Below are 25569 nucleotides of genomic sequence, written 5' to 3'. Positions count from 1 at the left end.
GAGACCTGTCGCAGGACGGGGGCCGTGGCTCCCGGTGCGCGGGGCGCCGTGCTCAGGCGTAGATCATTGCGGGGTGCCGGAGCCGGCGCGGCCCGGCTTTCACCGGGGCAGACGGCTCCGAACATGAGGGCCATGGCCCCGAAGGCATCGGCGGACATGCGCGTTCTCCCAGGAGGTCAGACCGCCGCGCGCGCGTCGGCGACGGGTGCAGCGGCGGGGCGGAAGGCGGCGGCGGGGTGGCTCTGCGGAAGGCGGCTGCGGCCGGGGCCATAGAGCTTCTCGCGGAGCGTGCCGGCGACGTAATCGGCCTTGAAGCGGCCGCGCCGGCGCAGCTCGGGCACCACCAGCGCGCCGAAATCCGCATAGCCGCCGGGCGTCACCGCGTAGCTGAGATTGAGGCCGTCCACGTCGGTGGCCTCCACCCAGGCCTCGATTTGGTCCGCCACCTGCGTGGCAGAGCCGATGAAGACCGGGCCGCGCCCGCCGATGGCGTTGTGCTCGGCGAGTTCGCGCACTGTCCACACCCGGTTCGGATCGGCGATGGAGAAGGCTTCCAGCGCGGAGACGAGCCCCTGCGAGCGGTCGTCGAAACGGATGGGGGCGTCCAGATCGTGCTTGGAGAAATCGATGCCGGTCCAGCCCGAGAACAGGATCAGCGCCGCCTCGGGATTGAGGAAGCGGCGGTAGCTCTCCAGCTTCTCCCGCGCCTCTTCCTCCGTGGCACCGACGATGGTGGTGGCCATGGAGAAGAACAGGATTTCCTTCGGGTCGCGTCCCAGCGCGGCGGCGCGGGCGCGGGTGTCGGCCACCACAGGCGCGATGACGTTGGGCGTCGGCCCGCTCACGAAGATGCATTCCGCATGGCGGGCGGCGAAGGCCCGGCCACGGGTGGAGGCGCCGGCCTGGAACAGCACGGGCGTGCGCTGGGGCGACGGCTCGGAGAGGTGGATCGCCTCCACCTGGAAATGCTGGCCGCGATGGACGATGGGGCGCACCTTCGCCGGATCGGCGAAGACGCGGTTCGCGCGGTCGCGCACCGCCGCGTCGTCATCCCAGCTGCCTTCCCAGAGGGCGTAGACGGCATCGAGATATTCGTCGGCGATGTCGTAGCGCGCATCGTGGGGTGTCAGCGCCTTCTCGCCCACGGCGCGGGAGCCGGAGCTGGTGTGGCCGGTGACGATGTTCCAGCCGATGCGCCCCTTGGTGAGGTGGTCGAGCGTCGACATGCGGCGGGCGAAGGGGTAGGGCGGCTCGTAGAGCGCATTGCTGGTGATGCCGAAGCCGAGATGCCGCGTCACCCGCGCCATGGCCGACACCGCCACGATGGGGTCGAGCTTGGGGATTTGCGCGCCCACCTTCAGCGCCGCATGGTAGGAGCCGCCATAGACGTCGTTGGAGGCCATGCTGTCGGCGACGAACAGCGCGTCGAAGCCGCCGTCCTCCAGCGTGCGGGCAAGGTCGGTCCAGTAGCCGAGCGTCGTGTAGTCGAGCGACCGGTCTTCCGGATGCCGCCACAGGCCGGGCGAGTGATGCACCGGCGTCGCCATGGCGAAGGCGTTGACGCGGATTTCCTTCTTTGAACCGGCGGCGGGGCCGGTGCTGTCCGGGGCGGGCGTCTGCGGCATGGGTCGGTTTCCGGTTCCGTTCGGGCGGCGTGACCGCAGAAAATCAGCACCTCTTATGTTAGTCAATAAATTCAATTGAATTTATAGAAAAATACAGAAAGGATGGCTGCCCACCCCTTCCCGGAGACCGCCCATGACCGCGACCGCCGCGCTCCAGACCCCGCCCGTAGCACCGGCGGAGCCCTACCAACTCATCACCGTCGAAGATTTGCGAAACCGTCTGGCCGGCGGCGGAGAAGTCGCGCTGGTGGATGCCCGCGAGGAGGGCGTGCGCTCCCGCGACGGGCACATCCTCCAGTCCGTTCCGCTGCCTTTGAGCCAGATCGAGCTGCGCGCCGCCGCCCTGCTGCCGCGGTTCGGCGCGCCGGTGGTGGTGACGGATTCCGGCGTCGGTGACCTTGCCACACGCGCGGCGCGCAGGCTGTCCGAACTCGGCTATTCCGATGTGTCCGTGCTGGATGGCGGCGTCGCGGCCTGGGAGGCGGCGGGGGGCATCGCCTATACCGGCTCCAACGTGCTCTCCAAGGCATTCGGCGAATTCGTGGAGCACGCCTATGGCACGCCCCGCCTGCCGGCCCGCGAGGTCAAGGAGCGTCTCGATCGCGGCGAGGACATCGTGATCCTCGACGGACGCACCTTCCAGGAATTCGAGAATTTTCACATCCCCGGCGCCCATGCGGTGCCCAACGCGGAGCTGCCGTTCCGCGTCCATGGCCTCGTGCCCTCCGACGAGACACTGGTGGTGGTGAACTGCGCGGGCCGCACCCGCTCCATCATCGGCGCGCAGGCGCTCATCAATGCCGGCATCCCCAACACCGTGGTGGCGCTGGAGAACGGCACCATGGCGTGGCTGTTCGAGGGCTACGACCTCGCCCATGGCGACCGCGCGGAAGTGCCCGCCCCAGGTCCCGCCGAGCTGGAGAAGGCACGCGCCAGCGTCGGCCGCCTCACCCGGCGCTTCGGCATCCGCACGCTGGATCGCGAGGGTCTTGCCCGCTTCGAGGCGGAGCGCGACGCCCGCACCCTCTATGTGCTGGATGTGCGCACCCGTGCAGAATACGAGGCGGGCCATTTGCCCGGTTCGCTCTGGGCAGAAGGCGGCCAGTTGGTGCAGGCCACCGATCGCTGGGTGGGCACCCGCAACGCCCGCATCGTGCTGGTGGACGACGCCGACGGCGTGCGCGCCGCCATCACCGCCTCGTGGCTCATCCAGCTCGGTGTTGGCGAGGTCTATGTGCTCGGTCTCGATGCCTCCGACCGGCTGGAGCAGGGGCCGGAGCCGCAGGTCGTGCTCGGGCGCGCGCCCACCGTGGCGGTGACGCAGGTGGCGGGGCTCGAGCGGCTCATCGCGAAGGACGCGGTGGTGGTGCTCGATCTCGACACGAGTCTGGCCTATGCGGCCGGCCACATTCCCGGAGCCCGCTTCGCCGTGCGCGCCCGCCTGCCGGAGGGGCTGGACACGCTGCCGCCTCGGCCGCTGGTCCTCACCTCGTCGGATGGCAAGCTCGCGGCGCTGGCGGCGGTGGAGCTGGCGGGGTCCGGCCGGCAGGTCTCGGTGCTGGAGGGCGGAACGGCGGCGTGGAAGGCCATCGGCCTGCCGCTGGAGACCGGCGAGACCGCTTTGCTCCATGCCGCCGATGACGTGTGGCGTTCGCCCTATCAGGAAGCCGGCGACCGCCATGCCGCCTTCCGCCGCTATCTCGACTGGGAGATCGACCTGATCCGCCAGATCGAGCGCGACGACACCATCGCCTTCAAGGTCTATCCCTGACGCGAGAAGGCCGCCGGACCACGATCCGGCGGCCTTCTGCATTTTTGCGGCGCAATCGGATCAGGCGAGGGCGCGGCCGCCACCATCCACGAACAGGTTCGAGCCGGTGATGTAGCGCGCCTCGTCGGACAGAAGGAACGCCACCGCGTCGGCCACGTCCGTGGGAAGGCCGGGGCCGGGGAGGGCGGTGTCGGGCGGCGCGCCGGTCCCGGCGGCGTTCAGCGCATCCAGCCGGGGGGACTTGATGGGGCCGGGCGACACCGCATTCACCCGCACGCCCTGCGGCCCGTAGACCGTGCCCAGACCCCGCACCAGCAGGATCAGCGCCGCGTTCACGCTGGAGCCCGGCAGATGCTGCGGCGAAGGCTCGATGCCGCCGCGCCCGCTCAGCACCACCACGCTCCCCTTGCCGGAAGCGATGAGATGCGGCAGCGCCGCGCGCACCACGCGCACGGTGCCGAGCAGCTTGGCGTCGATCACCTTCAGCCAGTCGGCATCAGCGAGCTTCAGGAAGTCGCCGAAGATGGGCAGGTTGGTGGAGGTCACCACCCCGTCCAGCCGGCCGAAGCGCTTCACGATCTCTGCCGCGGCGGCATCGACGGCGGCGGCATCGGTGATGTCCACGGCGAGCGGCACGATGCGCTCCGCCGACGGCAGAGTCTCAAACCGCCGGCCGGAGGCGATGACGGTCGCGCCCTGCGCGGCCAGCGTCTCGGCGCTGGCCCGGCCAAGGGCGCCGCCGGCGCCGGTGATCCAGATGACCCGGTCCTTGAAATCATGCGCCATGGAGGCCTCGTGCGAAGTGACGTGAAAAGGGTCGCCGCTCACAGCACCTGGTCGAAGAGGGTGGAAATATCATCCACCCCCTCCAACCGGTGGATGCGCTGCACCAGCGCCTCGATGCGGGCCGGCGGCAGCGCATTGCGGCCATAGCCGAAGGCCGCGACCAGCTTGGCGTGGATCTCGTCCTCGCTCAGCGGCGCCTCGGAGCTGCCGGGCACGGCCTCCACGCGATGATGCAGGCGACGGCCGTCGTGGGTCTCGATGGTGACATCCGCGGGGGCGAAGGTGCCGGTGCGGCTCTCGTCCACCCGCACGGACAGACGCTCCACCAGCGGCCGGATCGCGGGGTCGAGCACCGCCGCCGGCTCGATGTCGGCGAGGCCGAAGCCGCCGCGCGCGAGGACAGCGGCGACGCCGTAGCGCACGTTGAACTGGCCCGTCACCTGCGGATTGGCCTCGGGCGCGAAGGCGCCGCCCACGAGGCGCGCCATATAGGGCGTCAGCACGATCTCGCCCCGCGCCACATCTTCACCGGTGATACCATGGCGGGCGACGATCTCCAGTGCCGCGGCCAGCGCTGCATGGCTGCATCCGCAGGCGGGAAAGCGCTTGAGCGCGGTCTCATCCACCAGGAAGCGCCGGCCGAGGCCGTCCAGCACCTCTTCCGGCCGTCCCTCCTCAAACAAAGCGAACAGGCCGAACGGCCCTTCGAAGGCGGCGCGCGGGCCGGTGGTGCCGAGCGCCGCGAGATCGGCGGAAATGATGCCGTCGCGTGCGGCGAAGGCCGATTGCAGGCGCTTGGTGAGGCGCTGCTCCACGTGGCTCTGCTGGGTCCCGCCTGCGTGGCACAAGGCGATGCCGAGGGCATTGTGGGTGCGGTCCGCATCCAGCCCGCGCAGGCGGGCGGCGGCGAGCGCGGCGCCGAACACGCCGGCGATGGAGGTGTGGAAGAAGCCCCGGTTGGTGCGCGTCGCTGCCGCCAGCCGCACCACCAATTCGTTGCCGACGGTGAGGGCGGCGAGAAGCTCGCGCCCGTTGCGACGCTGCTGCTCGGCGACGGCGAGCGCGGCGGGCGCCACGATGATGTCGGCATGGACGAATCCGGCGAGGCTGTCGAAATCAAGCGCCGCAGCGAGCGTACCATTGTAGAAGGCGGCGGCGGAGGGCTCCCGCCGGGTCTCGCCCTCACCCCACAGGCTGGCATGGCCCGGCGCGCCGCGCAGCGCGAGCGCCCGCGCCGCATTGACGCCGGCCGCATCCGCCGCCGCCCAGGCAACCGCCAGCGTATCGAGCAGCACGCGCTTGGTGGTGGCGATGGTGCGCGCGGGGATGTCGTCGAACCGGATGCGCTGGGTCGCCTGCACCACGGCGGCAGTGACGTCGGCACGCACCGCGGCCGCCTTCGGGCTGACGGAGACGTTCATGGTCCCTCCGGCGCCGTTCAGTTCACGGCGGCGTTGAAGGTGGTGTTGAACTCGGACGAGACATCGATAGCGCGTGGAATGGCGCCGGCCTCCAGCAGCGCATCGGCGATCTTCTGCTCGCGGCGGATCAGCTCGGCATCGATGGGGCGCAGCCGGGCCTTGCCGAACTCCACGTAATAGCGGGCGCGGGCGGGGCTCTGCTTCACCCTGTCGATGTAGATGCGCTCGGCCGCATCCAGATTGTCCGCATACCAGGCAAAATAGCGCGCCAACCGGCCGACGAAATCCTGCAGTACGGCGCGGCGGACGGGATCGGCGATGGCGTCCGTGCGGGCGGCGAACACGCCGAGCGCGGGAATGTCCAGATCGTCGCTGGTGAGCACGATCCGCGCCTGGCCCTTCTCCACTGCCTCGCCCACCAGCGCGCCGAGGCCGGAATAGACGTCCACATGGTCGGCATTGAAGGCGGTGGCGGCGGCATTGCCATCGCCGAACTGGATGGGATCGATGTCGGCGGTGGTGAGGCCGCCGGCCCGGCGGGCGAGGAGATACTGCACATAGTTGAGGCCGCCGAAATTGAAGCCCCATTTAAGGCCCTTCAGCTCGGCCGCCGTCTTGGCCCCGGTGCGGGTGCGCACGGCGGTGACGATGCGCGGATAGCGCGCGTCAAGATTACGCCAGCCGGCGATGATCTGGAGGGGCGGCCCGCCCGCCCAGCCATCGGCGGACCTGCCCTGCTCGATGATGAGCGAGGTGTCGCCGAGATGGGCGAGGTCGATGGCCTTCGAATAGGTGGCGGTGAGCTGCGCGGCGGGGCCGGGCAGCACGACCCATTCCACCTTGTAGGGCGCCCCCTCGAACACGCCCGAGGCGCGGGCCAGCTCGGGCAGGGTCGAGTCCTGATAGCCGACCTTGAGACTGGCATCCGCCGCGCCCGCCCGACCGGCACCCAGGCCGGGGAGGAGGAGCGCGCCGGTGGCGGCGAGAAGGGTTCGCCGCGAGAGCCGGCCGACGGCGGGTGGAGGAGAGGCTGCCATGTGTCGTCTCCCGTTCCGCGCCACTCAGTTGCCGCCGACGGTGGAGGAATTGAAGCCGCGGTAGAACTCAACGTTCACGTTGATCTTCTTCGGGATGCCGCCCGCCTCGGTGAGGATGTCGGCGATCTTCTGCTCGCGGGCGACCAGCTTGTCGTCGAGGGGCTGGAAAGTGGCCTTCTGGTAGAGGGTGGTGAGCTTCGCCCGCGCCGGGGTCTGCTTCACCTTCTCCTCATAGAGCTTCTGCACCTCGTCTAGATGGTCCGCATACCAGGTCCAGTGGGTGCGCACGCGGGCAAGGAAATCGGCCAGGGCGGCGCGCTTGGCCGGATCCTTCAGCACGTCGCCGCGGGCGGTGAAGACGTTGAGGGCGGGGATCTCCAGCTCGTCGCTGGTGATGAGGACGCGGGCCGTGCCCTTTTCGATGGATTCACCCACGGGCGCGATGGAGCCGGAAAAGGCGTCCACCCGGCCGGAGTTGAAGGCGGCGGCGCTGGCGTTCTGGTCGCCGAGCTGCACCGCCTCGTAATCCTTCGGCGTGAGCCCCGCCTTCAGGCCGGTGAGCACATATTGCAGATAGTTGAAGCCGCCGAAATTGTACGACCACTTCTTGCCGCGCAGGTCGGCCAGCGTGTCAATCTTCGCATCCGTGCGCACCACGGTGACGATGGGCGGATACTTGCCGTCATTGGCGCGCCAGCCGGCGATGATCTGCAGCGGAGGATTGCCCTCCACCCACTCGTCCTTGGCCTTGCCCTGCTCGATGATGAGCGAGGTGTCGCCCATGTGGCCCACATCGATGTTCTTGGAATAGAGCGCCGAGAGCTGCGCCGCCGGGCCGGGCAGGATCACCCATTCCACGTCATAGGGCGCGCCCTCGAGCACCTTGGAAGTGGTGACGGTGGAGGGCACGGTGAGGTCCTGGTAGCCGATCAGCAGCTTTACGCGCTCCTCAGCGGACGCGGCGGACGCGGCTGAGGCGGCAAGGAAGGCGGCGAAGGCGGCGCCGGCGGCAAGCAGATGGCGGCGAGTGGGACGCGGGGAAGAGGTCACGGGGAAAGGCTCCAACTCTAAACTGGGGAAGGGGTCAGGCGTGGCCGCCGGCCTCGGGGGAGGCGACGCCCAGCTCGGCGAGGAGTCGGGCGCGCAGCGCGGTGAAGCCGGCGTCGCCACGTTTGCGCGGACGTTCCAGCGGCACGCGGGCATCGAAGCGGATGCCGCCGCCGGACAGGACGATCACCCGGTCGGACATGAGGATGGCCTCGTCCACATCGTGGGTGACGAGCACCACCGCCGGCAGGTGGCGTCGCCAGAGCTGGGCGACGAGATCGTGCATGCGGATGCGGGTGAGGGCATCGAGCGCGGCGAAGGGTTCGTCGAGCAGCAGGAGGTTCGGTTCGCCGGCCAGAGCGCGGGCGAGTGCCACGCGCTGCGCCTCGCCGCCGGACAGCGTCTTGGGCCACACGTCCACGTGGCGGCCGAGGCCCACCTCCTCCAGCGCGGCGGCGGCGAGGCGGCGGGTGACGCGGTTCTGCACATGGCCGAGCACCACGTTCTGCCAGACGCGCTTGGCGGGCACGAGCCGCGGCTCCTGGAATACCACGGAGCGGGCGGAGGCGACTTCCACGCGTCCGCCATCGGCCCGGTCGAGCCCGGCGAGGATGCGCAGGAGCGTCGTCTTGCCGGTGCCGGAGGGACCGAGCAAGGAGACAAACTCGCCGCGTCGGACCTCGAGGTCGATGCCGTCCAGCACCGCGCGGGAGCCGAACACCCGGCGCACGCCTTCGAGGCGTACTGCCACGGGCTGGGCCAGCGTTTTGGGAGCGGCGAGGTCGAGGCCGGCGAGGGCGACGGCTTCGGTGGGAGAGGAGCTATGCAAGGACAAGGCTGGGCCTCCAGGGCAGTGCGAGGCGTTCCACAACACGCATCACGAGGTCGATGGCGATGCCGAGCAGGGCGTAGACGATGATGCCGGCGATGATGATGTCGGTGCGCTGGTTCTGGTTGGCGTTGATGAGGATGAAGCCGATGCCCGAGCGCGCGTTGATCTGCTCCGCCGCCACCAGAGCCAGCAGCGACACGCCGGCGGCGAAACGCAGCCCGACGAGGATGGAGGGCAAAGCGGTGGGGATGATGACGCGGGTGGCGATCCGTCCGTGGGAGAGGCCGAACACCCGCGCCGCCTCGATCAGCTTCTGGTCCACCCCGCGCACGCCGGAATAGGTGTTGAGATAGACCGGGAAGATGGTGGCGCCGAAGATGAGCGCGATCTTCGCCTGCTCGCCGATGCCGAACCAGATGATGAAGAGCGGGATCATGGCGATGAACGGGATGGTCCGCAGCATCTGCAAGGGCGCGTCGAACAGCTCCTCGCCCACCCGCCACAGGCCGGCGAAGAGGCCCAGCACCAGCCCGACGCTCGCCCCCAGCGCCAGACCCGTCAACGCGCGGGCGAGGGAGGCGGAAATGGCGGCCTGGAGTTCGCCGGTGCGGATCAGCTCCGCATAGGCGGCGATGATCTCGGCCGGGGAGGGCAGCACCTCCGGCGCGACGAGGCCGAAGTTGGAACTTGCCTGCCAGACGGCGAGCAGCAAAGCCGGCACCAGCGCGCGGGAGGCGAAGCGTGCGCTCGTGCTGAAGCGCGAGCGGGCGAGCGTCTGCCCGGCACGCGGGCTCAGGTCCACCAGATCGAGCTTGACGCCCCGAGGCGGTTGTTCGGCGCCGGAGGCGAGGAAGCTGGGCGCGGGCTGCTGGACGGTCATCTCGGTTTCCCGGAGCGAATGGATGAGGGCAGGTGGCGGCTCATTCGGCGGCGGCCAAAGCGTCGCCGGCGGCGAGGGCGCCGGCATAGAGGTCGCGCGGCAGGTCGTCGGTGCCCACCGGGGCGAGGAAGCGGGCGAGGTGCTTCGCGCGGTCGGCGACGAACAGGTCGCGGCCGATGGCGGCCACCGCGCGCGGGATGTTGTGGCGCAGGCTCGCAATGTCGCCCACCGGGCGCCCGGTGCTGGTCATGGCCGAGAAGGCGAGGAAGTGGATGTCGGCGAGGAAGGGCGCAGCGCCCGGCTCGCTTTCCACCAGCTCGAAGGCCGGGCCGAGATAGGGCGCGCTGGCGAGCGCGGCGTCGGCCTCGTCCACCGCCACCTTGTCCGACCAGCGGGCGATTGAGTGAGCGAAATCGGCGAAGGGCGGGTAGAGGCGCGCATCGGCCTGATAGCCGGTGCCGAGCAGGATGAAATCGGCGTCGAAGGTCGCACCCGAATTGAGCGTGATGCGCACGCCGTCCCCGTGGGGCGCGGCCGCGTTCCAGCCGGCGTCGAGGTGGATGCGGAAGTTGGCATGGGCCACCGCCCGCTTCACCGCCGCCGGTGGCGGGAAGGAGGCGCGGCGGCGGAAATGGGCCATCACCGCCCAGCGGTCGGCATCTGGCAGCGCATGGAAATGCTCCCACGCGCCGAAGAAGCCGAACGGCTTCATGGCCGAGCCGCGGGCAAGGTCTGCGCCGCGCGAAAACAGGTCCACCGCCCCCGCGCCGGCCTCCAGCAGCGCGCCCGCCGCATCGAAGGCGGAGGCCGCTGAGCCGAGGATGGCGACGCGCCGGCCGGCAAGGGCCTTCGGGTCGAAGGCGTGGGTGTGGGCGTAGAGATGGCCGGGCAGGTTCGCCACCACATCGGGAATGAAGGGCCCGCCCGAGCCGGCGATGCCGGTGGCGAGCACCAGCTTGCGGGTGGTCTCGGTGAAGGTCTTCCCCTCCGCCGTGAAGTGGAGCCGCAGGCGCCCCTCCTGCGGCTCCACCCGCGCCAGGGTGACGCCATTGCGCACCTCGACGGCGGACGCCGAGCGGAACCACGCCGCATAGTCCGCCCAGATCTCGCGCGGCACGGTCGGCAGCGCGGCATAGGCCTCGACCCCATAGGCCGCCTCGTACCAGGCCTGGAAGGAGAGGCCGGGCAGGCCCAGCTCCGGACCCGGCGGCACCTTGGGGGTGCGCAGGATGGTCATGCGCGCGGGGCCGCGCCAGATGCCTTCATGGCCGGCCCGCGCGGCATCGACGACGCTGACGCGGCCGATGCCGGCGCGCCGGAGGCCGAAGGCGGCGGAAAGGCCGCTCTGGCCGGCGCCCACCACCACCACATTGTGGTCGATGCCCTCGGCCGGAGGCACCCAGTCCGTGCCGGTCTCGCCGATGCGGGCGAGATCGGCCTGAGCCTGCGCGGCCAAGCGGGCGAGGGCGTTGATGTCGGGGGTGGCGGGCGTGGTCATGGTCTTGTCCCGTGACGGAGGAGGAGCGGTCAGCCGGCCTTGGCGGCGATGCCGTCGCCGACGCGGTAGGGGCCGGGGGGCCAGGTGCCGTTCACCGCGAAGTCGCCGACGATGCGCTCGCGGTAGACGCGCGGATTGTGGGAGGAGAGGGTGCGGGCGTTGCGCCAGTGCCGGTCGAGGCCCACGCCGCGCCGCGCCGAGGAGGCGCCCAGCGCGTCGAACAAATGGGAGGTGGCATCGAGGATGAGGGAGGTCACCACCGTGACGCCCTGGTTCACCTCGAGGTCCGCCACGGCCACCGAGACGTCCTGTCCCTCGGAGGTTTCCCGCTCGCGGGTGTCATAGGCCCGCTGCAGCGCCTCGGCCGCCTTGAGCACCACCGCGCCGGCCCCGTAGGCGCTGGCGCGCACCTTGCCGACGATCTGGAGGATCTGCGGATCGGCGCCCGCGCGGTCGGCATTGCCGTGGCTGAACACGCGCTTGCGCACCGAGACGAGCCGCGCCACGTCGCCCGCCGCCGCGCGGCCGATGCCGGCGAGGGTGGCGAGGTGGACCAGCTGGTAGAAGGCGACCGAATAGCGGAAGCGCTTGCGCTGCGGATTGATGAGGTCGTCGGAGAGGGTGACGTTGTCGAACTTGGCCGTGCCCGAGGCGGTGAGCTGCTGGCCGAAGCCGTCCCAGTCGTCGACGATGCTCACGCCGGGCGCGCCGGTGGGCACCTGGGCGAGGATGAAATTGCCCTCCTCGTCCTCGGCGCCGAGATTGATCCAGTCGGCGAAGAGGGAGCCGGTGGTGTAGAATTTCTGGCCGTCGAGGCGCAGCCGGTCGCCGTCGCGCACGATGCGGGTGTTGAAGTGGCCGACCGCATTGTCCGCTCCCTCGGTGAAGCCGCTGCCCGAGGTCTGCTTGGCCGCGATGCGCTTCACCCAGCGGTCGCGATAGTCCTTGAAGGGCGAGTTCAGCACCTCCTCGGTGAAGCCGAAATGGGCGCGCAGCGCATTGGTGACGTTGCTGTCCGCCTCGGACAGTTCGATCAGCAGGTTGAACAGCTCGGGCAAGGTGGCGCCGAAGCCGCCTTCGTCCTTGGGCAGGCGCAGGGTGGTGAAGCCGGCCTCCTTCAGGGCGGCGATCTCGGCGCGGGGCAGGCGGTGGGTCTGCTCGCGCTCCACCGCGCTGTCGCGGATATCGCGGAAGATGGGGCGGAACCGGCTGGCGAGTTCCTCGTAGCGGTCGGTGGGGCCGGCGCCCCAGGCGTCTTCGATCTGGCTCATGGACGGATGGATCCTCGGGATGATGGGCAGCTCAGCGGCCGGCGGCGACACGCGGCGCGGAGACCGCCGTGCCGGGGGCGAAGCGGCTGGCGGGGCGGGGCAGGCCGAAATGCTCCCGCAGCGTCCGGCCGGAATAATGGGTGCGGAACAGCCCGCGCTTGCGCAGCAGCGGCACCACGTGATCGACGAAGACTTCGAGGCCCTCGGGCAGCACGTCGGGCATCAGGTTGAAGCCGTCCACGGCGCCGGCGGTGAACCAGGCCTCGATGTCGTCGGCGATGGCTTCCGGCGTGCCGACGATGACCCGGTGGCCGGTGGAGCCGCCGAAGCGGCGGATGAGCTGGCGCACGGTGAGCTTCTCGCGGTCGGCCGCGCCCACCAGTGCGTCGAAGAAGGTCTGCATCCCGTCCAGCGGGCGCGCCACCTCAGGCAGCGGGCCGTCGAGGTCGAGGGAGGAGGGGTCCACCTTGAGGATGCCGGCAACGCGGCGCAGCCCGTAATCGCCGGGGGTGAGCGCCCACAATTCCTCCTCGCGGCGGCGCGCCTCGGCCTCGGTGGAGCCGATGATGGTGGCGAGGCCGGGCAGGATCACGATGTCGTCGCCGCTGCGGCCGAAGGTGCGGGCCTGGGTGCGCACCGAGCCCGAGAAGGCGAGGGCTTCTTCCAGCGTGTGGGCGACGGAGAAGATGGCTTCCGCATGCCGCGCGGCGAGGCGGATGCCGTCCGCCGATCCGCCCGCCTGCACCAGCACCGGCCGGCCCTGCACCGAGCGCGGCACGTTGAGCGGCCCGCGCACCGAAAAGTGCCGGCCGCGATGCTCGATGGGGTGGACCTTGGCGGTGTCGATGAATCGGCCGGTAGCCTTGTCGCCGATGAAGGCGTCGTCCTCCCAGCTGTCCCACAGAGCCGTCACCACGTCGGCGAATTCGTCGGCCCGCTCGTAGCGATTGGCGTGGGCCTCCAGCTCGTCGGTGCCGAAATTGCGCGCGGCTGAGGCATCGGCGGTGGTGACGATGTTCCAGCCCACACGGCCATTGCTGGCGATGTCGAGGGAGGCGAAGCGGCGGGCGAGATTGTAGGGGTCGTTGAAGCTGGTGGAGGCGGTGCCGATCAGGCCCAGATGCTCGGTGGCGGCGGCGACGTGCGCCAGCACAATGGTCGGCTCCAGCGCCTGGAAGGGGCGCAGGTCCGGCCGGTCGGAGAAGGCCGGCACGTCGGCGAGGAAGATGGCGTCGAAGGTGCCGCGCTCGGCGATCTGGGCGACCTTCACATAATGGGCGATGTCGGCATAGGCGCGGGGATCGGACGACGGCGCACGCCAGGCCGAGCTGTAGAAGCCGGCATTGAGGGTGTTGACGTTCAGGTGCAGCTGGCGCGGGGCCATGGCGTCTCTCCCGAAGGGCGGAGACCGGCCGGGGACTCACGTTGGAAACGGGGCCGGCCAATCGGTGCCGGCTACTCTACGATCACAAATGAGTTTGTCTATAAATTTAATGGAAATATCGTGCAGGCCGGGCCAGATGCACCGCCGGCCGCACCCGGGCCGGCGGTGCGGGCCGTTCAGGGCGCGGGGTATACCCGTCGAGTACACCGGGGACCTTCCAGAGGGTGTCGCCGGTGCCATTGCCGGCGATGCGTCGCACAGCGTCCACCAGTTCATGATCATAGATGCGGCCGTAGTCAGGGCCGGTCACGGCCCGGAGTTCAACCCGGCCGTCTTCCACCTCCAGTGTCTTCACCTGCTCGGCGCGGTGGGCAAGCATGCCATGCTGCAGGTTGATGCCGGCCTAGGGGACTGGGAGCTGACGCCTCAGACAGGGACAGATAGCGCTCGTCCGCCGGGCGGGAGAACCACTCGGATGACACTCGGCCGATCCGGTCGCCGCGGCTCGCGTCGACCCTGTACCCGCCCGCCGCATCGCGGTGTCCTGCGAGAACCTGAACCTCGGTCATGGGACCAAACTCCATGACGGTCGCCGAAAGCTTCTCTCCCGGCCCTCAACCCGTCATGGCAAACCCGGCCAGCCTCTCGCTCTCGACGGACGACGGGGTGCGTTCCGCAAGCGGTGGGAGGCATGCCGAACAGCCGTGCCGCCCGTTCCGGGCTGGCGCCGACCGGCCAGGCAGGACGGTCGCCTACGCGGGAGCGCACCACGGCTTTCCCTGCCGCGCTTACCGCCGGCTTACCGAGAGAGTCGATCTGCGACCGGACAGCACAAAACGCCCCGCAGGGCGTTTGCAAGCCATCTGATTGTCTTGAGAGAAACTGGAGCGGGCGATGGGAATCGAACCCACGACATACAGCTTGGGAAGCTGTCGTTCTACCACTGAACTACGCCCGCGCAGGCGCCGACCATAATCGGATGCGGGGTTGCCCATCAAGGGCGTTTCGCGAAATACCCACTGCGTTGCCGTGGTGCGGCCGGGCTCCTATGGTCGGCGGGATTTCAACGATTGCCCGGCGCACCGCCCATGACGTCCCCGTCTTCTGCCCATTCCCCTATTCATCCCGCATCCCACGGCCATCCCCCGTTCAAGGCGCACTTCCAGACCTTCGACGATCTCGCCGATGGCGCCGAGGGGCCGGCGCGGTTGGCGGCGCTGCGGGCGGAGCTCGCGCGCCTCGGCTTCGACGGTTATGTGATCCCGCGCGCGGACGCCCATCAGAACGAATATGTGCCGGCCTGCGAGGAGCGGCTTGCCTACCTCACCGGCTTCACCGGCTCGGCCGGCACCTGCGTGGTGCTGCCGACGGAGGCCGCATTGTTCGTGGACGGGCGCTACACCCTCCAGGCCCCCGCGCAGGTGGACGAGACGGCCTTCACCGTTGTGCCGCTGTCGCAGACGCGGCCGGACAAGTGGATCGAAGACCATCTGCCGCGTGGCGCTCGGCTGGGCTTCGACCCGTGGCGCACCACCATCGACGGCCGCGAGCGGCTGGTGAAGGCGGTGGCGGCGGCGGGTGGCATCCTCGCGCCGCTTGAGGCCGATCCGTTCGATCCCATCTGGCCCGACCGGCCGGCGCCGCCCCGCGAGCCGGTGCGCCTGCTCGACCTCTCCGTCGCCGGCGAGGACACCGCCACCAAGCTCCGGCGGGTGCAGGAGAAGCTCGCCGAGGAGAAGTTGGACGGCGTGCTCGTCTCCGATCCGCACGGGGCGGCCTGGCTGTTCAACATGCGCGGCGGGGACGTGGCGCACACGCCGCTGCCGCTCGCCTGGTGCATCGTGCCGCGCGAGGGGCTGCCCGATCTTTTCCTCGAGGCGCTGAAGCTCTCCCATGAGGTGCGCGCGGCCCTCGCCGGCCACGCCCGCCTGCACGGCGTGGGCGACCTCGACCGCGTGCTCGCCGCTTTCGCCAAGGGGGAGAATGGCAACGGCAAGGGCCGGCGCATCCGCGTTGATCAGGCCACCGCACCCGTTCGCCTCGCCACGCTCATCGAGACATCAGGCGGCCTCGCCGACAAGGGCGCCGACCCCATCTCCCTCATCAAGGCCTCGAAGAACCCGGCCGAGATCGCGGGAATGCGCGCGGCCCATGTGCGCGACGGCGCGGCGCTGGTGCGCTTCCTCGCCTGGTTCGACCGGGAGGCGCCCACCGGCAAATTGACCGAGATCGACGCGGTGGAGGCGCTGGAGACCTTCCGCCGCGCCACGGGCTGTCTCACCGACATCTCCTTCCCGACCATTGCGGGGGCGGGGGAGAACGGCGCCATCGTGCATTATCGGGTCACCCGCAAGACCAACCGGGCGATCCATCCGGGCGAGCTGTTCCTCCTCGATTCCGGCGCGCAATATCCGGATGGCACCACGGACATCACCCGCACCCTCGCCGTCGGCACGCCGACGCAGGACATGCGCCGCCACTACACGCTGGTGCTGAAGGGCCATCTGGCCCTCACCCGCGCGGTGTTTCCCAAGGGGATCACGGGGGCCCAGCTCGATCCGCTGGCGCGGCAGTTCCTGTGGGAGAACGGGCTCGATTTCGATCACGGCACCGGTCATGGCGTCGGCGCGGGGCTCTCCGTGCATGAGGGGCCGGCGCGCATCTCGCAGCTCGGCCATCTGGCGCTGGCCGTGGGGATGATCCTCTCCAACGAACCGGGCTTCTATCGCACCGGCGCCTATGGCATCCGCATCGAGAACCTGATCCTCGTGGAGGACCGCCCGGTGGAGGCGGGCGAGCGGCCGTGCTTCGGCTTCTCGACCCTCACGCTGGTGCCCTACGATCGGCGGCTGATCGATCTGCGTCTCCTCACCGGCACCGAGCGGGCGCAGGTGGATGCCTATCACGCCGAGGTCCGCGCGACCCTCGCGCCGCTGGTGGACGAAGGCAGCGTCGACTGGCTCGCCGGAGCCACGGCGCCGCTCTAGGCGTCGGCCGGATCGCCCGCAGAGTGTCGGGCGGTCCGCCACAAGACAAGGAACTGCAAGGCCTCGTGCGCGTTACCAGATGCGCGAGGTGGAGCGTGGCTCCACCCGACAGAATGGGAGGCCGCCGATGTCCACGATCCTCATCATCATTCTCGTGCTGCTGCTCGTCGGCGCGCTGCCGACATGGGGCTACAGCTCCGGGTGGGGGTATGGACCCGGCGGTATCGTGGGTGTGCTTCTGATCATCGTGATCGTACTGGCACTCACAGGGCGGCTCTAGTCCTGCGGCCGGCTCTAGCTTCGGCCTGAGCCGGCCACGCCTGCGGCGCGACGCGCCCTAAACCTCAATCCGCACTGTCTCCGACCCCGAGACCGCGAATGTGCGGCTCGCGAGCTTGACGCCCCTGCTTCGCGGCCGTGCGCACCTGGCCGTCGGCCGCACTCACATGCGGACCGGCGGCCAGGTTGTGTCCGGAGGCGTCCGGCGTCAAGCGGTCTTCTCGATCACCCGTCCGAGCTTCTCGACGAGTTCGCCCACCTGATCCTTCGAGATGATGAGGGGCGGGGTGATGACGAGCGTGTCGCCGGCGATGCGCATCATGAAGCCTTCTTCGTGGAAGGCCTTTTCCAGCGCCTCGTAGCCGCGCAGTCCGGGCGAGCCGGCGCGCGGGGCCAAGTCCACCGCGCCGGTGATGCCCACGGTGCGGATGTCGAGCACGCCTGGCTTGTCCTTCAGCGACATCACCGCATCGGCGAAGAAGGGCTCCAGCGCCAGCGCGTGGGTGAAGGTGTTTTCCTTCGCGTAGAGGTCGAGCGTTGCGAGGCCGGCGGCGCAGGCGAGCGGATGCGCCGAGTAGGTGTAGCCGTGGAACAGCTCCACCATGTGCTCCGGCCCCTTCATGAATGCGTCGTGGATGGGCTTGCGGGCGATCACGCCGCCCATGGGCACGGCGCCGGCCGTGATGCCCTTGGCGAAGCAGATCATGTCCGGGATCACGCCGTAGCGCTCGGCGGCGAAGGCGTAGCCGAGGCGTCCGTAGCCGGTGATGACCTCATCGAAGATCAGCAGGATGCCATACTTGTCGCAGATCTCGCGCAGGCGCTTGAGATAGCCCTTCGGCGCCGGCAGCACGCCGGTGGAGCCGCCCATGGGCTCGACGATGACGGCGGCGATGGTGGAGGCGTCATGCAGGCCGACGATGCGCTCCAGCTCGTCGGCGAAATGCGCGCCATATTCCGGCTCGCCCTTGGAGAAGGCCTGATTCTCCCGGTCGTAGGTGGTGCGCAGGTGATCGACGCCCGCGAGCATGGTGCCGAAGGTGCGGCGGTTCGCCACCATGCCGCCCACCGAAATGCCGCCGAAGCCGACGCCGTGATAGCCGCGCTCGCGGCCGATGAGGCGAGTACGGGTGCCCTGGCCGATGGTCTGCTGGTAGGCGAGGGCGATCTTCAGCGCTGTGTCCACCGCCTCGGAGCCCGAGTTGCAGAAGAACACATGGTCGAGGTCGCCGGGCGCGAGGTCGGCGATCTTGGTGGCGAGGCGGAACGCGCTCGGGTGGCCGTACTGGAAGGTCGGGCCGAAATCCATTTCGGCGGCACCGGCACGGATGGCCTCCACGATGGGCTCGCGATTGTGGCCGGGATTGACGCACCACAGGCCGGCGCAGCCGTCGAGGATCGGGCGGCCTTCAGGCGTGTAATAGTGCATGTCCTTGGCGCGGGACACGAGCCGCGGCCGCTTCTTGAATGACCGGTTGGAGGTAAACGGCATCCAGAAGGCTTCGAGGTCGTTCGGAACGCTGTCCGCGCGCACGCCGTCCGTCACCAGATCGTCCAGAGCCATGATGGTCCTCTCTCGCGCCGACTTCAGGGCGCAATTTGCAACGCGGCAGCGCGCACAATGGGGGTCGCGCGCCTCCGGCACCTGCCGGCCGGCGGCCTCGGGGTGCGGTCGCGTCGCGGCAAGGCTAGCAGTCCGCACCGCTGGTGGGAACCGGCTGGTGGAAGCTTGCCGCAGGGAGCGGTCCCACCATGATCCCGCCCTCTTGCTTGTGCATGGGTTCTGATCGACAAAGATCATGACCGTAGGTTAGGACGGTATCGTGGTGAGCAGCGCTGCAGACGCAGGCGAAGAGAGCGCGGTGGAAGCCGGCGTGGAAGGCGTGGCCGATACGGTCGATGCCTCTGCCGGCGTGCGCGCCGCCCTCGACCGCGTGCTGGCCTCGGCCGATTTCGCCTCCTCGCCCCGCCTCGCCGCCTTTCTGCGGTTCGTGGTCGAATCGACGCTGGACGGTCGCGCCGACGCGCTGAAGGGCTACACCATCGCGGTCGAGGCTCTGGGCCGTCCACCGTCCTTCGATCCCCAGTCCGATCCTATCGTCCGGGTGGAGGCGACCCGGCTGCGACGCGCGCTGGAGCGGTATTACGCGACCGTTGGTGCCGACGATCCCGTTGTCATCGACGTCCCCAAGGGCGGCTATGTGCCCCAGTTCCGCGTCCGCGGGCCGGATGATGCGGCGCTGGCCGACCCCGACGCATCTGCCGTGCTGCCGGGATCGACCGAGGTCCCCGCCGAGATCGTCCGCCCCCGCCGGCTGCTGCCGGCCCTGGCGGCGGGGCTCGCGGTGGTGGTGACGGCGGGCGTGGGCCTCGCTCTGTGGGGCACGGAAATCAAGGTGCCGCGGGATGCGGCGTCCGCTGCCGCGACGGCGGACCGCATCCGGCTTCCGCTGGTCGAGGTCCGCACCTTCGAGGCGTCCGGCGAAGGGGCGCCGTCCATCACCGAGCTGCGCGCCATCGAGGAGCGGATGCGCGACGCCTTCGCCCGCTTCGATTTCACCCAGGTGCGCGCCGCTGGCGCCGACATCCATGAGGGCGCGGTCGCCGAAGCCTGTGCGGCCAAGGTGCCACGCTCGGTCTTCTCTCTCGCCGGCCTCGCCGAAGGCCGGCCGGACGGCACCTTCTCCCTCGCCGTGCGTCTCACCGACCGCTGCGACGGCTCCATCGTCTGGTCGACCATGCTGGACGGCCTGTCCGGCGCCGGAAAGCTCGCGGAGAGCGAGCAGCGCGTGATCCATGACGTCGCCGTCGCGGTGATGGAAGGCTATGGCGTGGTGCAGGTTCGCGCGCGGGCGCAGGCGCTCGCCCGGGCTCCCGCCTCCGGCTATGGCTGCGTGGCCGCCGCCGCCGCCCAGAGGCGCAGCGACAGCCAGGAGACGCGGCCGGAAATGAAGGCCGAGACCCGGCAGGAGACGCGCGGCATCAATGTGGACGAGTGCCTCGCCGAGCTCACCCGTCGCGACCCCGCCTTCGCTTTGGGCCACGCGGTGCGCGCCGAGACCCAGCTCCAGCGCACCCTGCATGACGACACCCCGGCCCCCTCGGAGGCCGAGCTTGAGGTGATGCTGGACGAGGCCGAGCGCGCCGTGGAGCTGGCCCCCGCCAGTGCCTATGCCGCCCGCGCGCTTGCTCTGGTGCAGCTTTTCGCCGGCGAGCCGGACGAGGCGGTAACGACGGCCGAGCGTGCGCTGCGCCTCAATCCGCTCGATTTCGACGTGGCGGCGACGGTGGGCGTGGTGTTCATCGGCGCCGGGCGGATCGCGGAGGGCGAGGCCCTGCTCGCCAATGCCCGCCGGGAGGGTGCCGTGGCGACGCCGTTCCGCGATTCCTATCTGGCGCTCGCCGCCTTCCTGCGGGGCGACCTGATCGCGGCGCAGGCCATGCTGCCCCAGCTGACATTGCATCCGACGGTGGAAAACCGCATCGCGCTCGCCCTCAGCCTTCACGCCCTCGGGCGCCACAGCGAGGAGCGGGACGTGGTCAACCTGATGGTGCATCAGGCGTCCGATGGCGCCGATGGCGTGCGCCGGCTGGTGACGCGCCTGTTGCCGTCCAAGGATCACGCCTCGCGCGCGCTCGCGGCGCTGGAGAGCGCGGGCCTCTCCGCCGAGGCAGGCGTGGGCAAGCCGCCGCGGGGTTGAACGGCGCGCCAGCGTGACCGGGCGGGCGGAAGCCACACATCGAGAATGGGTTGTGCGGGCGGCAAGGCTTCCTTTACGCTGTCCGGCGTCTACTTCCAGGGATGTTCTTTGCCCGCGATCCACATTCCATGTCCCAGTTTTCCATCGCCCGACGCACCGGCGGGCCCACCCGCCTGCTGATCTGCGATCCCGATCCGGCCGTGCGCGCCACGGTTCGGGCGGCGCTGGCGCGTCGCGATTCCCTCGACATGATCGAGGCGGCCGACGTCGCCGGCGCGCTGGCGCTTCTGCCCCGCTGCACCTCTGCCCTCGTCGGCACCGTTGATCCGGAAGATGCCGTGCGCCGCATCCGCGCCAGCGGATTTGTCGGCACGCTGGTCGTGGCGCTGAGCGAAAGCTCGGTGACCGATGCCGTCGCCGCCATGCGGGCAGGGGCCGACGATGTGGTCCAGAAGCCGCTCGTGGTCGAGGAGGTGATGGATCGCCTGCTGGCCGCGACTCCGGCGCGCCGCCCCGAGCGCCGCCGCCGGGCGGCCCGTCCCCTGCCGCGCGGGGGTGATTTCTGTGGTCTCTACGGGCGCTCGACGGCCATGCAGGCGGTCTACGCCCAGATCGAGCGCCTCGCCGCCTCGCGCGCGGCGGTGTTCGTGACCGGCGAGAGCGGCACCGGCAAGGATCTGGTAGCTGCGGCGGTCCATGCCGCATCATCGCGGCGTGATGCGCCGTTCGTCGCGCTCAACTGCGCCGTCATTCCCGCCGAGCTGATGGAAGTCGCCCTGTTCGGCCGCGAGGACGCCGGCGCCATGGACCGCGCCCAGAGCGGCACGCTCCACCTGGACGAGATCACGCAGATGGAGCCGGCCTGCCAGGCCCGGCTGATGCACTTCGTCGAGACGGGGCGGTTCAGCCCCGTGGGCGAGGTGGCGGAGCGGGAGGCGGACGTGCGCCTCGTCTGCGCCACCAGCCGGGACCCGCTGGAGGAGGTGCGCGCCGGCCGCCTGCGGGAAGATCTCTATTACCGCCTGGCGGTGCTGCCGCTGGCGCTGCCGCCGCTGCGGGCACGCGGCGACGACGTGCTGCTTCTGGCGGAGACCTTCCTCGCCCGTTTCGCGGGAGAAGAGGGCCGGCCCATGCCGCGCTTCACGCCCGAGGTGGTGGAGGCGCTGCGCGCCCGTCGCTTCCCCGGCAATGTACGCGAACTGCAGAACCTGATGCGGCAGGTGGTGATCCTGAGCGAAGGCGGCACCATTCCGCCCGGTCTTTTGGCCGAGCCAGCCGCGCCCGAGGCGGACACCCCCGGCCGCAGCCCCGAAGTGTTCATCCAGGGCTGGTCCGAGGGCCATGCGTGGCACGGCCGGGTCGAGCCACTGGCGGTGATCGAGCGGCGCGCCATCGAGGCGGCCATTGCCGCCTTCGACGGCAACATCTCGCTCGCCGCCGCCGCCCTCGATCTCAGCCCCTCGACCCTCTACCGCAAGAAACTGGCCTGGGGCGAGCGCACGCGGCTGTCGTGAGCCGCCTCAGAGGATGAAGCGGCTGAGATCGGCGTTCTTCGCGAGGTCCGCGACGCGCGAGCGCACATACTCCGCATCCACCACCACCGTCTCGCCGGAGCGGTCGGGCGCGGAGAAGGACAGGTCGTCGAGCACGCGCTCGATCACCGTCTGCAGGCGACGGGCGCCGATGTTCTCCACATTGGAGTTCACCTCCACCGCGGCATCGGCGATGGCCTCCACCGCATCCGCCGTCACGTCCAGCGTCACGCCTTCCGTCCCCATGAGCGCCACCGACTGCTTGACGAGGCTCGCCTCGGTCTCGGTGAGGATGCGCACGAAGTCGGCGCGGGTCAGCGCCTCCAGCTCCACCCGGATGGGCAGGCGGCCCTGAAGCTCCGGCAGCAGGTCCGACGGCTTGGACACGTGGAAGGCACCGGAGGCGATGAACAGGATATGGTCGGTCTTCACCGAGCCGTGCTTGGTGGAGACGGTGGTGCCCTCGATCAGCGGCAGCAAATCGCGCTGCACGCCCTCGCGGGAGACGTCCGCACCCGAGCGGCCCTCGCGCCCGGCGATCTTGTCGATCTCGTCGAGAAAGACGATGCCGTTGTTCTCGACGGCGTGGATCGCCTCCTGGGTGATGGCCTCCTGATCGATCAGCTTGTCCGCCTCTTCGGTGAGAAGAAGGGGATGGGCCTCCTTCACCGTGACGCGGCGCGGCTTGGAGCGGCCGCCGAAGGCCTTGCCCAGCATGTCGCCCAGCGAGATGGCGCCCATCTGCGCGCCCGGCATGCCGGGAATCTCGAACATGGGCATGCCCTGCTGGCCCTGCGCTACCTCGATCTCGACTTCCTTGTCGTCGAGCTCGCCGGCGCGCAGGCGCTTGCGGAAGGCGTCGCGGGTGGCCTGCGAGGCGGTGGCGCCGACGAGGGCGTCGAGCACGCGGTTCTCGGCGTTGAGGTGGGCTTTCGCCTGCACGTCCTTGCGCTTGGCATCGCGGGTCAGGCCGATGCCGACCTCCACGAGATCGCGCACGATCTGCTCCACGTCGCGGCCCACATAGCCGACCTCGGTGAACTTGGTGGCCTCGACCTTCAGGAAGGGCGCGCCGGCAAGCCGAGCGAGCCGGCGGGAAATCTCGGTCTTGCCGACGCCGGTTGGGCCGATCATCAGGATGTTCTTGGGCAGAACCTCCTCGCGCAGCCTCTCGTCGAGCTGCTGCCGGCGCCAGCGGTTGCGCAGGGCGATGGCCACCGCGCGCTTGGCCTTGCCCTGGCCGACAATATGGCGGTCAAGCTCGGAGACGATCTCACGGGGGGAAAAGTCGCTCATGGAATCAGCTGTCCTTATCGCGGGGTGCGGGGCTGCTCAGGACCCGATGGTTTCCACGACGATGTTCCGGTTGGTGTAGACGCAGATGTCGGCCGCGATCTCCAGCGAGCGGCGCACGATCGCCTCCGGATCCTCCTCGCGATCAAGGAGCGCGCGCGCGGCCGCGAGGGCATACATGCCGCCCGAGCCGATGCCCGCCACGCCCGCATCCGGCTCCAGCACGTCGCCGGTGCCGGTGAGGACGAGGGAGACCGAGGCGTCGGCCACGATCATCATGGCCTCCAGCCGGCGCAGATAGCGGTCGGTCCGCCAGTCCTTGGCGAGTTCCACGGCGGCGCGCTGCAGCTGGCCGGGATACTGCTCCAGCTTCGCTTCCAGCCGCTCGAACAGGGTGAAGGCGTCGGCCGTGGCGCCGGCAAAGCCGCCGATCACGTCGCCCCGGCCCAGCCGGCGCACCTTGCGCGCATTGGCCTTGAGCACGGTTTGGCCGAGCGTGACCTGCCCGTCGCCGGCGATGGCGACGCGGTTGCCCTTGCGGACGGTGACGATGGTGGTGCCATAAATGGTATCAGGGGAATGCATGAAGTGCTCCGCTTGGAGCTTACTTATGCGCTTCCGCGGCTGACGCAACTCGCCTCCCGTTCAGCTTCCGTTGAGGAAGGCGCGCACGGTGGTGCAGAAGTTCTCCGGCGCCTCCACCATGGGGCAGTGGCCGCTGTCGATGATCTCGTCGAGCTTCGCGCCGGGAATGCCGTTCGCCACCTCGCGCACCATGGCCGGGGAGAACACGCGGTCGTCGTCGCAATAGATGGCGAGGGTGGGCGCGGTGATCGTGCCGATGCGGGCGAGGCTGTCGAAGCCGACGCAGACTCCCACCTGGCGGATGAAGGCGTCCTTCTCCTGGTAGAGGCCTGCGTCCAGCGACTGCTGAACCGCCGCAAAAAGCGGGATCTTGTTCAGGGTGCGCATGCCGAGCACGAAGGTGGTGAGCGCTGCGCCGAACGTCAGCTCGTTGTCGAGCTGGAGCCGCAGCTCCTTGAACAGCCGCATGATTTCGGTGGTGTAGAGATCATTGCGGGCGATGGTGTTGGACAGCACCAGCCGGTTCACCCGCTTCGGCGCGGCGATGGCCAGCTCCTGCGCGATCATGCCGCCCATGGAATGGCCGATGACGTGCGCTTTCTCGAAGCCCGCGGCATCCAGCACGGCGAGGGCGTCGCGGGCCATGTCGGCGGCGGTGTAGGCGGCCTTGGCCCGTTGGCTCTTGCCGATGTCCCGGTTGTCGAACTCGATGAGGGTGAAGCCCGTCAGCAGCGGGCGCGACAGGGCCCAGAAGGAGCGCTCGGCCGAAAGGCCGGAGATGATGAGCAGGGGCGGGCCTTCGCCGCTGACCTGATACGCAAGCTCCAGCCCGTCATTGTGCGTCGTCGGCATCGGCGATCCCCGTCGGGTTGACGGGTGCGCTATGCCATAGATGGCGCGTCCGCGCGAGGCGGGTGACGCTGGGAAAGGCGGAGCATTCCGTCGCGCGCGCTGTCATTTCATCGCCATATGGCGTTGCAGCGAGGTTGCTGATAGAAGCCGCAGCCTTGGAGGAGTTCCATGCGCAAGGCCGAAATCGTCCGCGAGACCAAGGAGACCCGCGTCACGCTCGCCGTCGACCTCGACGGGACGGGGCGGACCAGCGTGTCCACCGGTGTCGGCTTCCTTGACCACATGCTGGACCTGCTCGGCCGTCACGCTCGTTTTGATCTGGATATCAAGGCGGTGGGCGACCTCCACATCGATTTCCACCACACCACCGAGGATGTGGGCATCGTCCTCGGCCAGGCGGTGAGGAAGGCGCTCGGCGACATGCGCGGCATCACGCGCTATGCCGACGTGCTCCTGCCCATGGACGAGACGCTCACCCGCGTCGCCATCGACATTTCCGGCCGTCCGTTCCTGGTCTTCCGCACCGAGTTCGCGGCGCAGAAGATCGGCGAGTTCGACACCGAGCTGGTGCGGGAATTCTTCCAGGCCTTCGCCTCCAATGCCGGCGTCACCCTGCATGTGGAGACGTTGTACGGGGTGAATGCCCACCACATCGCGGAAAGCTGCTTCAAGGGCCTCGCCCGGGTGCTGCGCGCTGCGGTGGCGGTGGACCCGGCGGCGGCGGGGGAGATTCCCTCCACCAAGGGCGCCCTGGGCACCTGAGGCGGGCAGAGACGAGGCAGGAGACG

At 69.7% G+C, this 25569-nt stretch carries 20 protein-coding genes, 1 tRNA gene and 1 pseudogene; 6 read left to right on the top strand and 16 right to left on the bottom strand.

All coding sequences use genetic code 11. The features are described from left to right. Positions 1–176: 176 nt before the first annotated feature. The gene (locus FHT36_RS18955; RefSeq protein ID WP_169124036.1) at positions 177–1625 is read right to left on the bottom strand and encodes an LLM class flavin-dependent oxidoreductase; all 1449 of its coding nucleotides are present in this window, start codon (positions 1623–1625) and stop codon (positions 177–179) included. 133 nt (positions 1626–1758) lie between these two features. On the opposite strand from FHT36_RS18955, the gene FHT36_RS18950 reads away from it, so the two are divergent. Next, positions 1759–3396, top strand: coding sequence for a rhodanese-like domain-containing protein (locus FHT36_RS18950; protein ID WP_169124035.1), 1638 nt, complete (start codon positions 1759–1761; stop codon positions 3394–3396). A 60-nt stretch (positions 3397–3456) separates the two neighbouring features. On the opposite strand, the gene FHT36_RS18945 is transcribed toward FHT36_RS18950, so the two are convergent. The 11 genes and pseudogenes from FHT36_RS18945 to FHT36_RS18895 all read right to left on the bottom strand — a co-directional run bounded on the left by FHT36_RS18945 (position 3457) and on the right by FHT36_RS18895 (position 14510). Then, positions 3457–4182 (bottom strand): SDR family NAD(P)-dependent oxidoreductase, encoded by a 726-nt coding sequence (locus FHT36_RS18945; RefSeq protein ID WP_169124034.1) that lies wholly within the window; start codon positions 4180–4182, stop codon positions 3457–3459. A 38-nt stretch (positions 4183–4220) separates the two neighbouring features. Then, positions 4221–5603 carry an MmgE/PrpD family protein gene (locus FHT36_RS18940; protein WP_169124033.1) on the bottom strand — a complete coding sequence of 461 codons (1383 nt, stop codon included), beginning with the start codon at positions 5601–5603 and terminating at the stop codon, positions 4221–4223. Positions 5604–5620: 17 nt separating this feature from the next. Continuing rightward, positions 5621–6640: a nitrate ABC transporter substrate-binding protein gene (locus tag FHT36_RS18935; RefSeq protein ID WP_169124032.1), complete on the bottom strand. Its 1020-nt coding sequence runs from the start codon at positions 6638–6640 to the stop codon at positions 5621–5623. 24 nt (positions 6641–6664) lie between these two features. Further along, positions 6665–7690, bottom strand: coding sequence for a PhnD/SsuA/transferrin family substrate-binding protein (locus FHT36_RS18930; protein WP_210257860.1), 1026 nt, complete (start codon positions 7688–7690; stop codon positions 6665–6667). Positions 7691–7724: 34 nt separating this feature from the next. After that, positions 7725–8450 carry an ABC transporter ATP-binding protein gene (locus tag FHT36_RS18925; protein WP_203196329.1) on the bottom strand — a complete coding sequence of 242 codons (726 nt, stop codon included), beginning with the start codon at positions 8448–8450 and terminating at the stop codon, positions 7725–7727. A 58-nt stretch (positions 8451–8508) separates the two neighbouring features. Next, a complete protein-coding gene (locus FHT36_RS18920; RefSeq protein WP_169124029.1) occupies positions 8509–9399 on the bottom strand; it encodes an ABC transporter permease in 891 nt (296 codons plus the stop codon). Positions 9400–9439: 40 nt separating this feature from the next. Continuing rightward, positions 9440–10897: an FAD-dependent oxidoreductase gene (locus tag FHT36_RS18915; protein WP_169124028.1), complete on the bottom strand. Its 1458-nt coding sequence runs from the start codon at positions 10895–10897 to the stop codon at positions 9440–9442. A gap of 29 nt (positions 10898–10926) precedes the next feature. Beyond that, complete coding sequence (locus tag FHT36_RS18910) at positions 10927–12168, bottom strand: acyl-CoA dehydrogenase family protein (RefSeq protein WP_169124027.1); 1242 nt, start codon at positions 12166–12168, stop codon at positions 10927–10929. A 31-nt stretch (positions 12169–12199) separates the two neighbouring features. Further along, positions 12200–13552, bottom strand: a complete 1353-nt coding sequence (locus FHT36_RS18905) for an LLM class flavin-dependent oxidoreductase (protein WP_169124026.1) — start codon at positions 13550–13552, stop codon at positions 12200–12202. 187 nt (positions 13553–13739) lie between these two features. Continuing rightward, positions 13740–14121: pseudogene (locus FHT36_RS18900) on the bottom strand (DUF932 domain-containing protein); the annotation flags it as partial. Positions 14122–14435: 314 nt separating this feature from the next. Further along, positions 14436–14510: transfer RNA gene (locus FHT36_RS18895), tRNA-Gly, on the bottom strand. A 130-nt stretch (positions 14511–14640) separates the two neighbouring features. On the opposite strand from FHT36_RS18895, the gene FHT36_RS18890 reads away from it, so the two are divergent. Both FHT36_RS18890 and FHT36_RS18885 read left to right on the top strand, forming a co-directional pair. Beyond that, positions 14641–16539 (top strand): aminopeptidase P family protein, encoded by a 1899-nt coding sequence (locus tag FHT36_RS18890; protein WP_169124025.1) that lies wholly within the window; start codon positions 14641–14643, stop codon positions 16537–16539. A gap of 127 nt (positions 16540–16666) precedes the next feature. Continuing rightward, positions 16667–16819, top strand: coding sequence for a DUF3309 family protein (locus FHT36_RS18885; RefSeq protein ID WP_168460109.1), 153 nt, complete (start codon positions 16667–16669; stop codon positions 16817–16819). A gap of 207 nt (positions 16820–17026) precedes the next feature. On the opposite strand, the gene FHT36_RS18880 is transcribed toward FHT36_RS18885, so the two are convergent. Further along, a complete protein-coding gene (locus FHT36_RS18880) occupies positions 17027–18382 on the bottom strand; it encodes an aspartate aminotransferase family protein (RefSeq protein WP_169124024.1) in 1356 nt (451 codons plus the stop codon). A gap of 262 nt (positions 18383–18644) precedes the next feature. Between FHT36_RS18880 and FHT36_RS18875 the strand changes: the two genes are divergently transcribed. Both FHT36_RS18875 and FHT36_RS18870 read left to right on the top strand, forming a co-directional pair. Further along, complete coding sequence (locus FHT36_RS18875) at positions 18645–20519, top strand: tetratricopeptide repeat protein (protein WP_169124023.1); 1875 nt, start codon at positions 18645–18647, stop codon at positions 20517–20519. 128 nt (positions 20520–20647) lie between these two features. After that, positions 20648–22033 (top strand): sigma-54 dependent transcriptional regulator, encoded by a 1386-nt coding sequence (locus tag FHT36_RS18870; RefSeq protein ID WP_169124022.1) that lies wholly within the window; start codon positions 20648–20650, stop codon positions 22031–22033. Positions 22034–22039: 6 nt separating this feature from the next. On the opposite strand, the gene hslU is transcribed toward FHT36_RS18870, so the two are convergent. From hslU to FHT36_RS18855, 3 genes are read right to left on the bottom strand one after another with little or no spacing between them, the layout of a single operon-like run. Continuing rightward, positions 22040–23347, bottom strand: a complete 1308-nt coding sequence (hslU, locus tag FHT36_RS18865) for an ATP-dependent protease ATPase subunit HslU (protein WP_169124021.1) — start codon at positions 23345–23347, stop codon at positions 22040–22042. A gap of 36 nt (positions 23348–23383) precedes the next feature. Further along, entirely contained in the window at positions 23384–23929 is a 546-nt protein-coding gene (gene hslV / locus FHT36_RS18860) for an ATP-dependent protease subunit HslV (protein ID WP_024280452.1), read from the bottom strand. A gap of 60 nt (positions 23930–23989) precedes the next feature. Continuing rightward, positions 23990–24781 (bottom strand): alpha/beta fold hydrolase, encoded by a 792-nt coding sequence (locus FHT36_RS18855; protein ID WP_169124020.1) that lies wholly within the window; start codon positions 24779–24781, stop codon positions 23990–23992. A 168-nt stretch (positions 24782–24949) separates the two neighbouring features. Between FHT36_RS18855 and hisB the strand changes: the two genes are divergently transcribed. After that, complete coding sequence (hisB, locus tag FHT36_RS18850; RefSeq protein WP_169124019.1) at positions 24950–25543, top strand: imidazoleglycerol-phosphate dehydratase HisB; 594 nt, start codon at positions 24950–24952, stop codon at positions 25541–25543. Positions 25544–25569 lie beyond the last annotated feature (26 nt).

The organism is Xanthobacter sp. SG618, from assembly GCF_012932745.1.
In the GTDB taxonomy this organism is placed as follows: Bacteria; Pseudomonadota; Alphaproteobacteria; order Rhizobiales; family Xanthobacteraceae; genus Xanthobacter; species Xanthobacter flavus.
The sequence above is the reverse complement of the archived record's forward strand: the minus strand, read 5'-3'. Positions and strand labels throughout refer to the sequence as shown.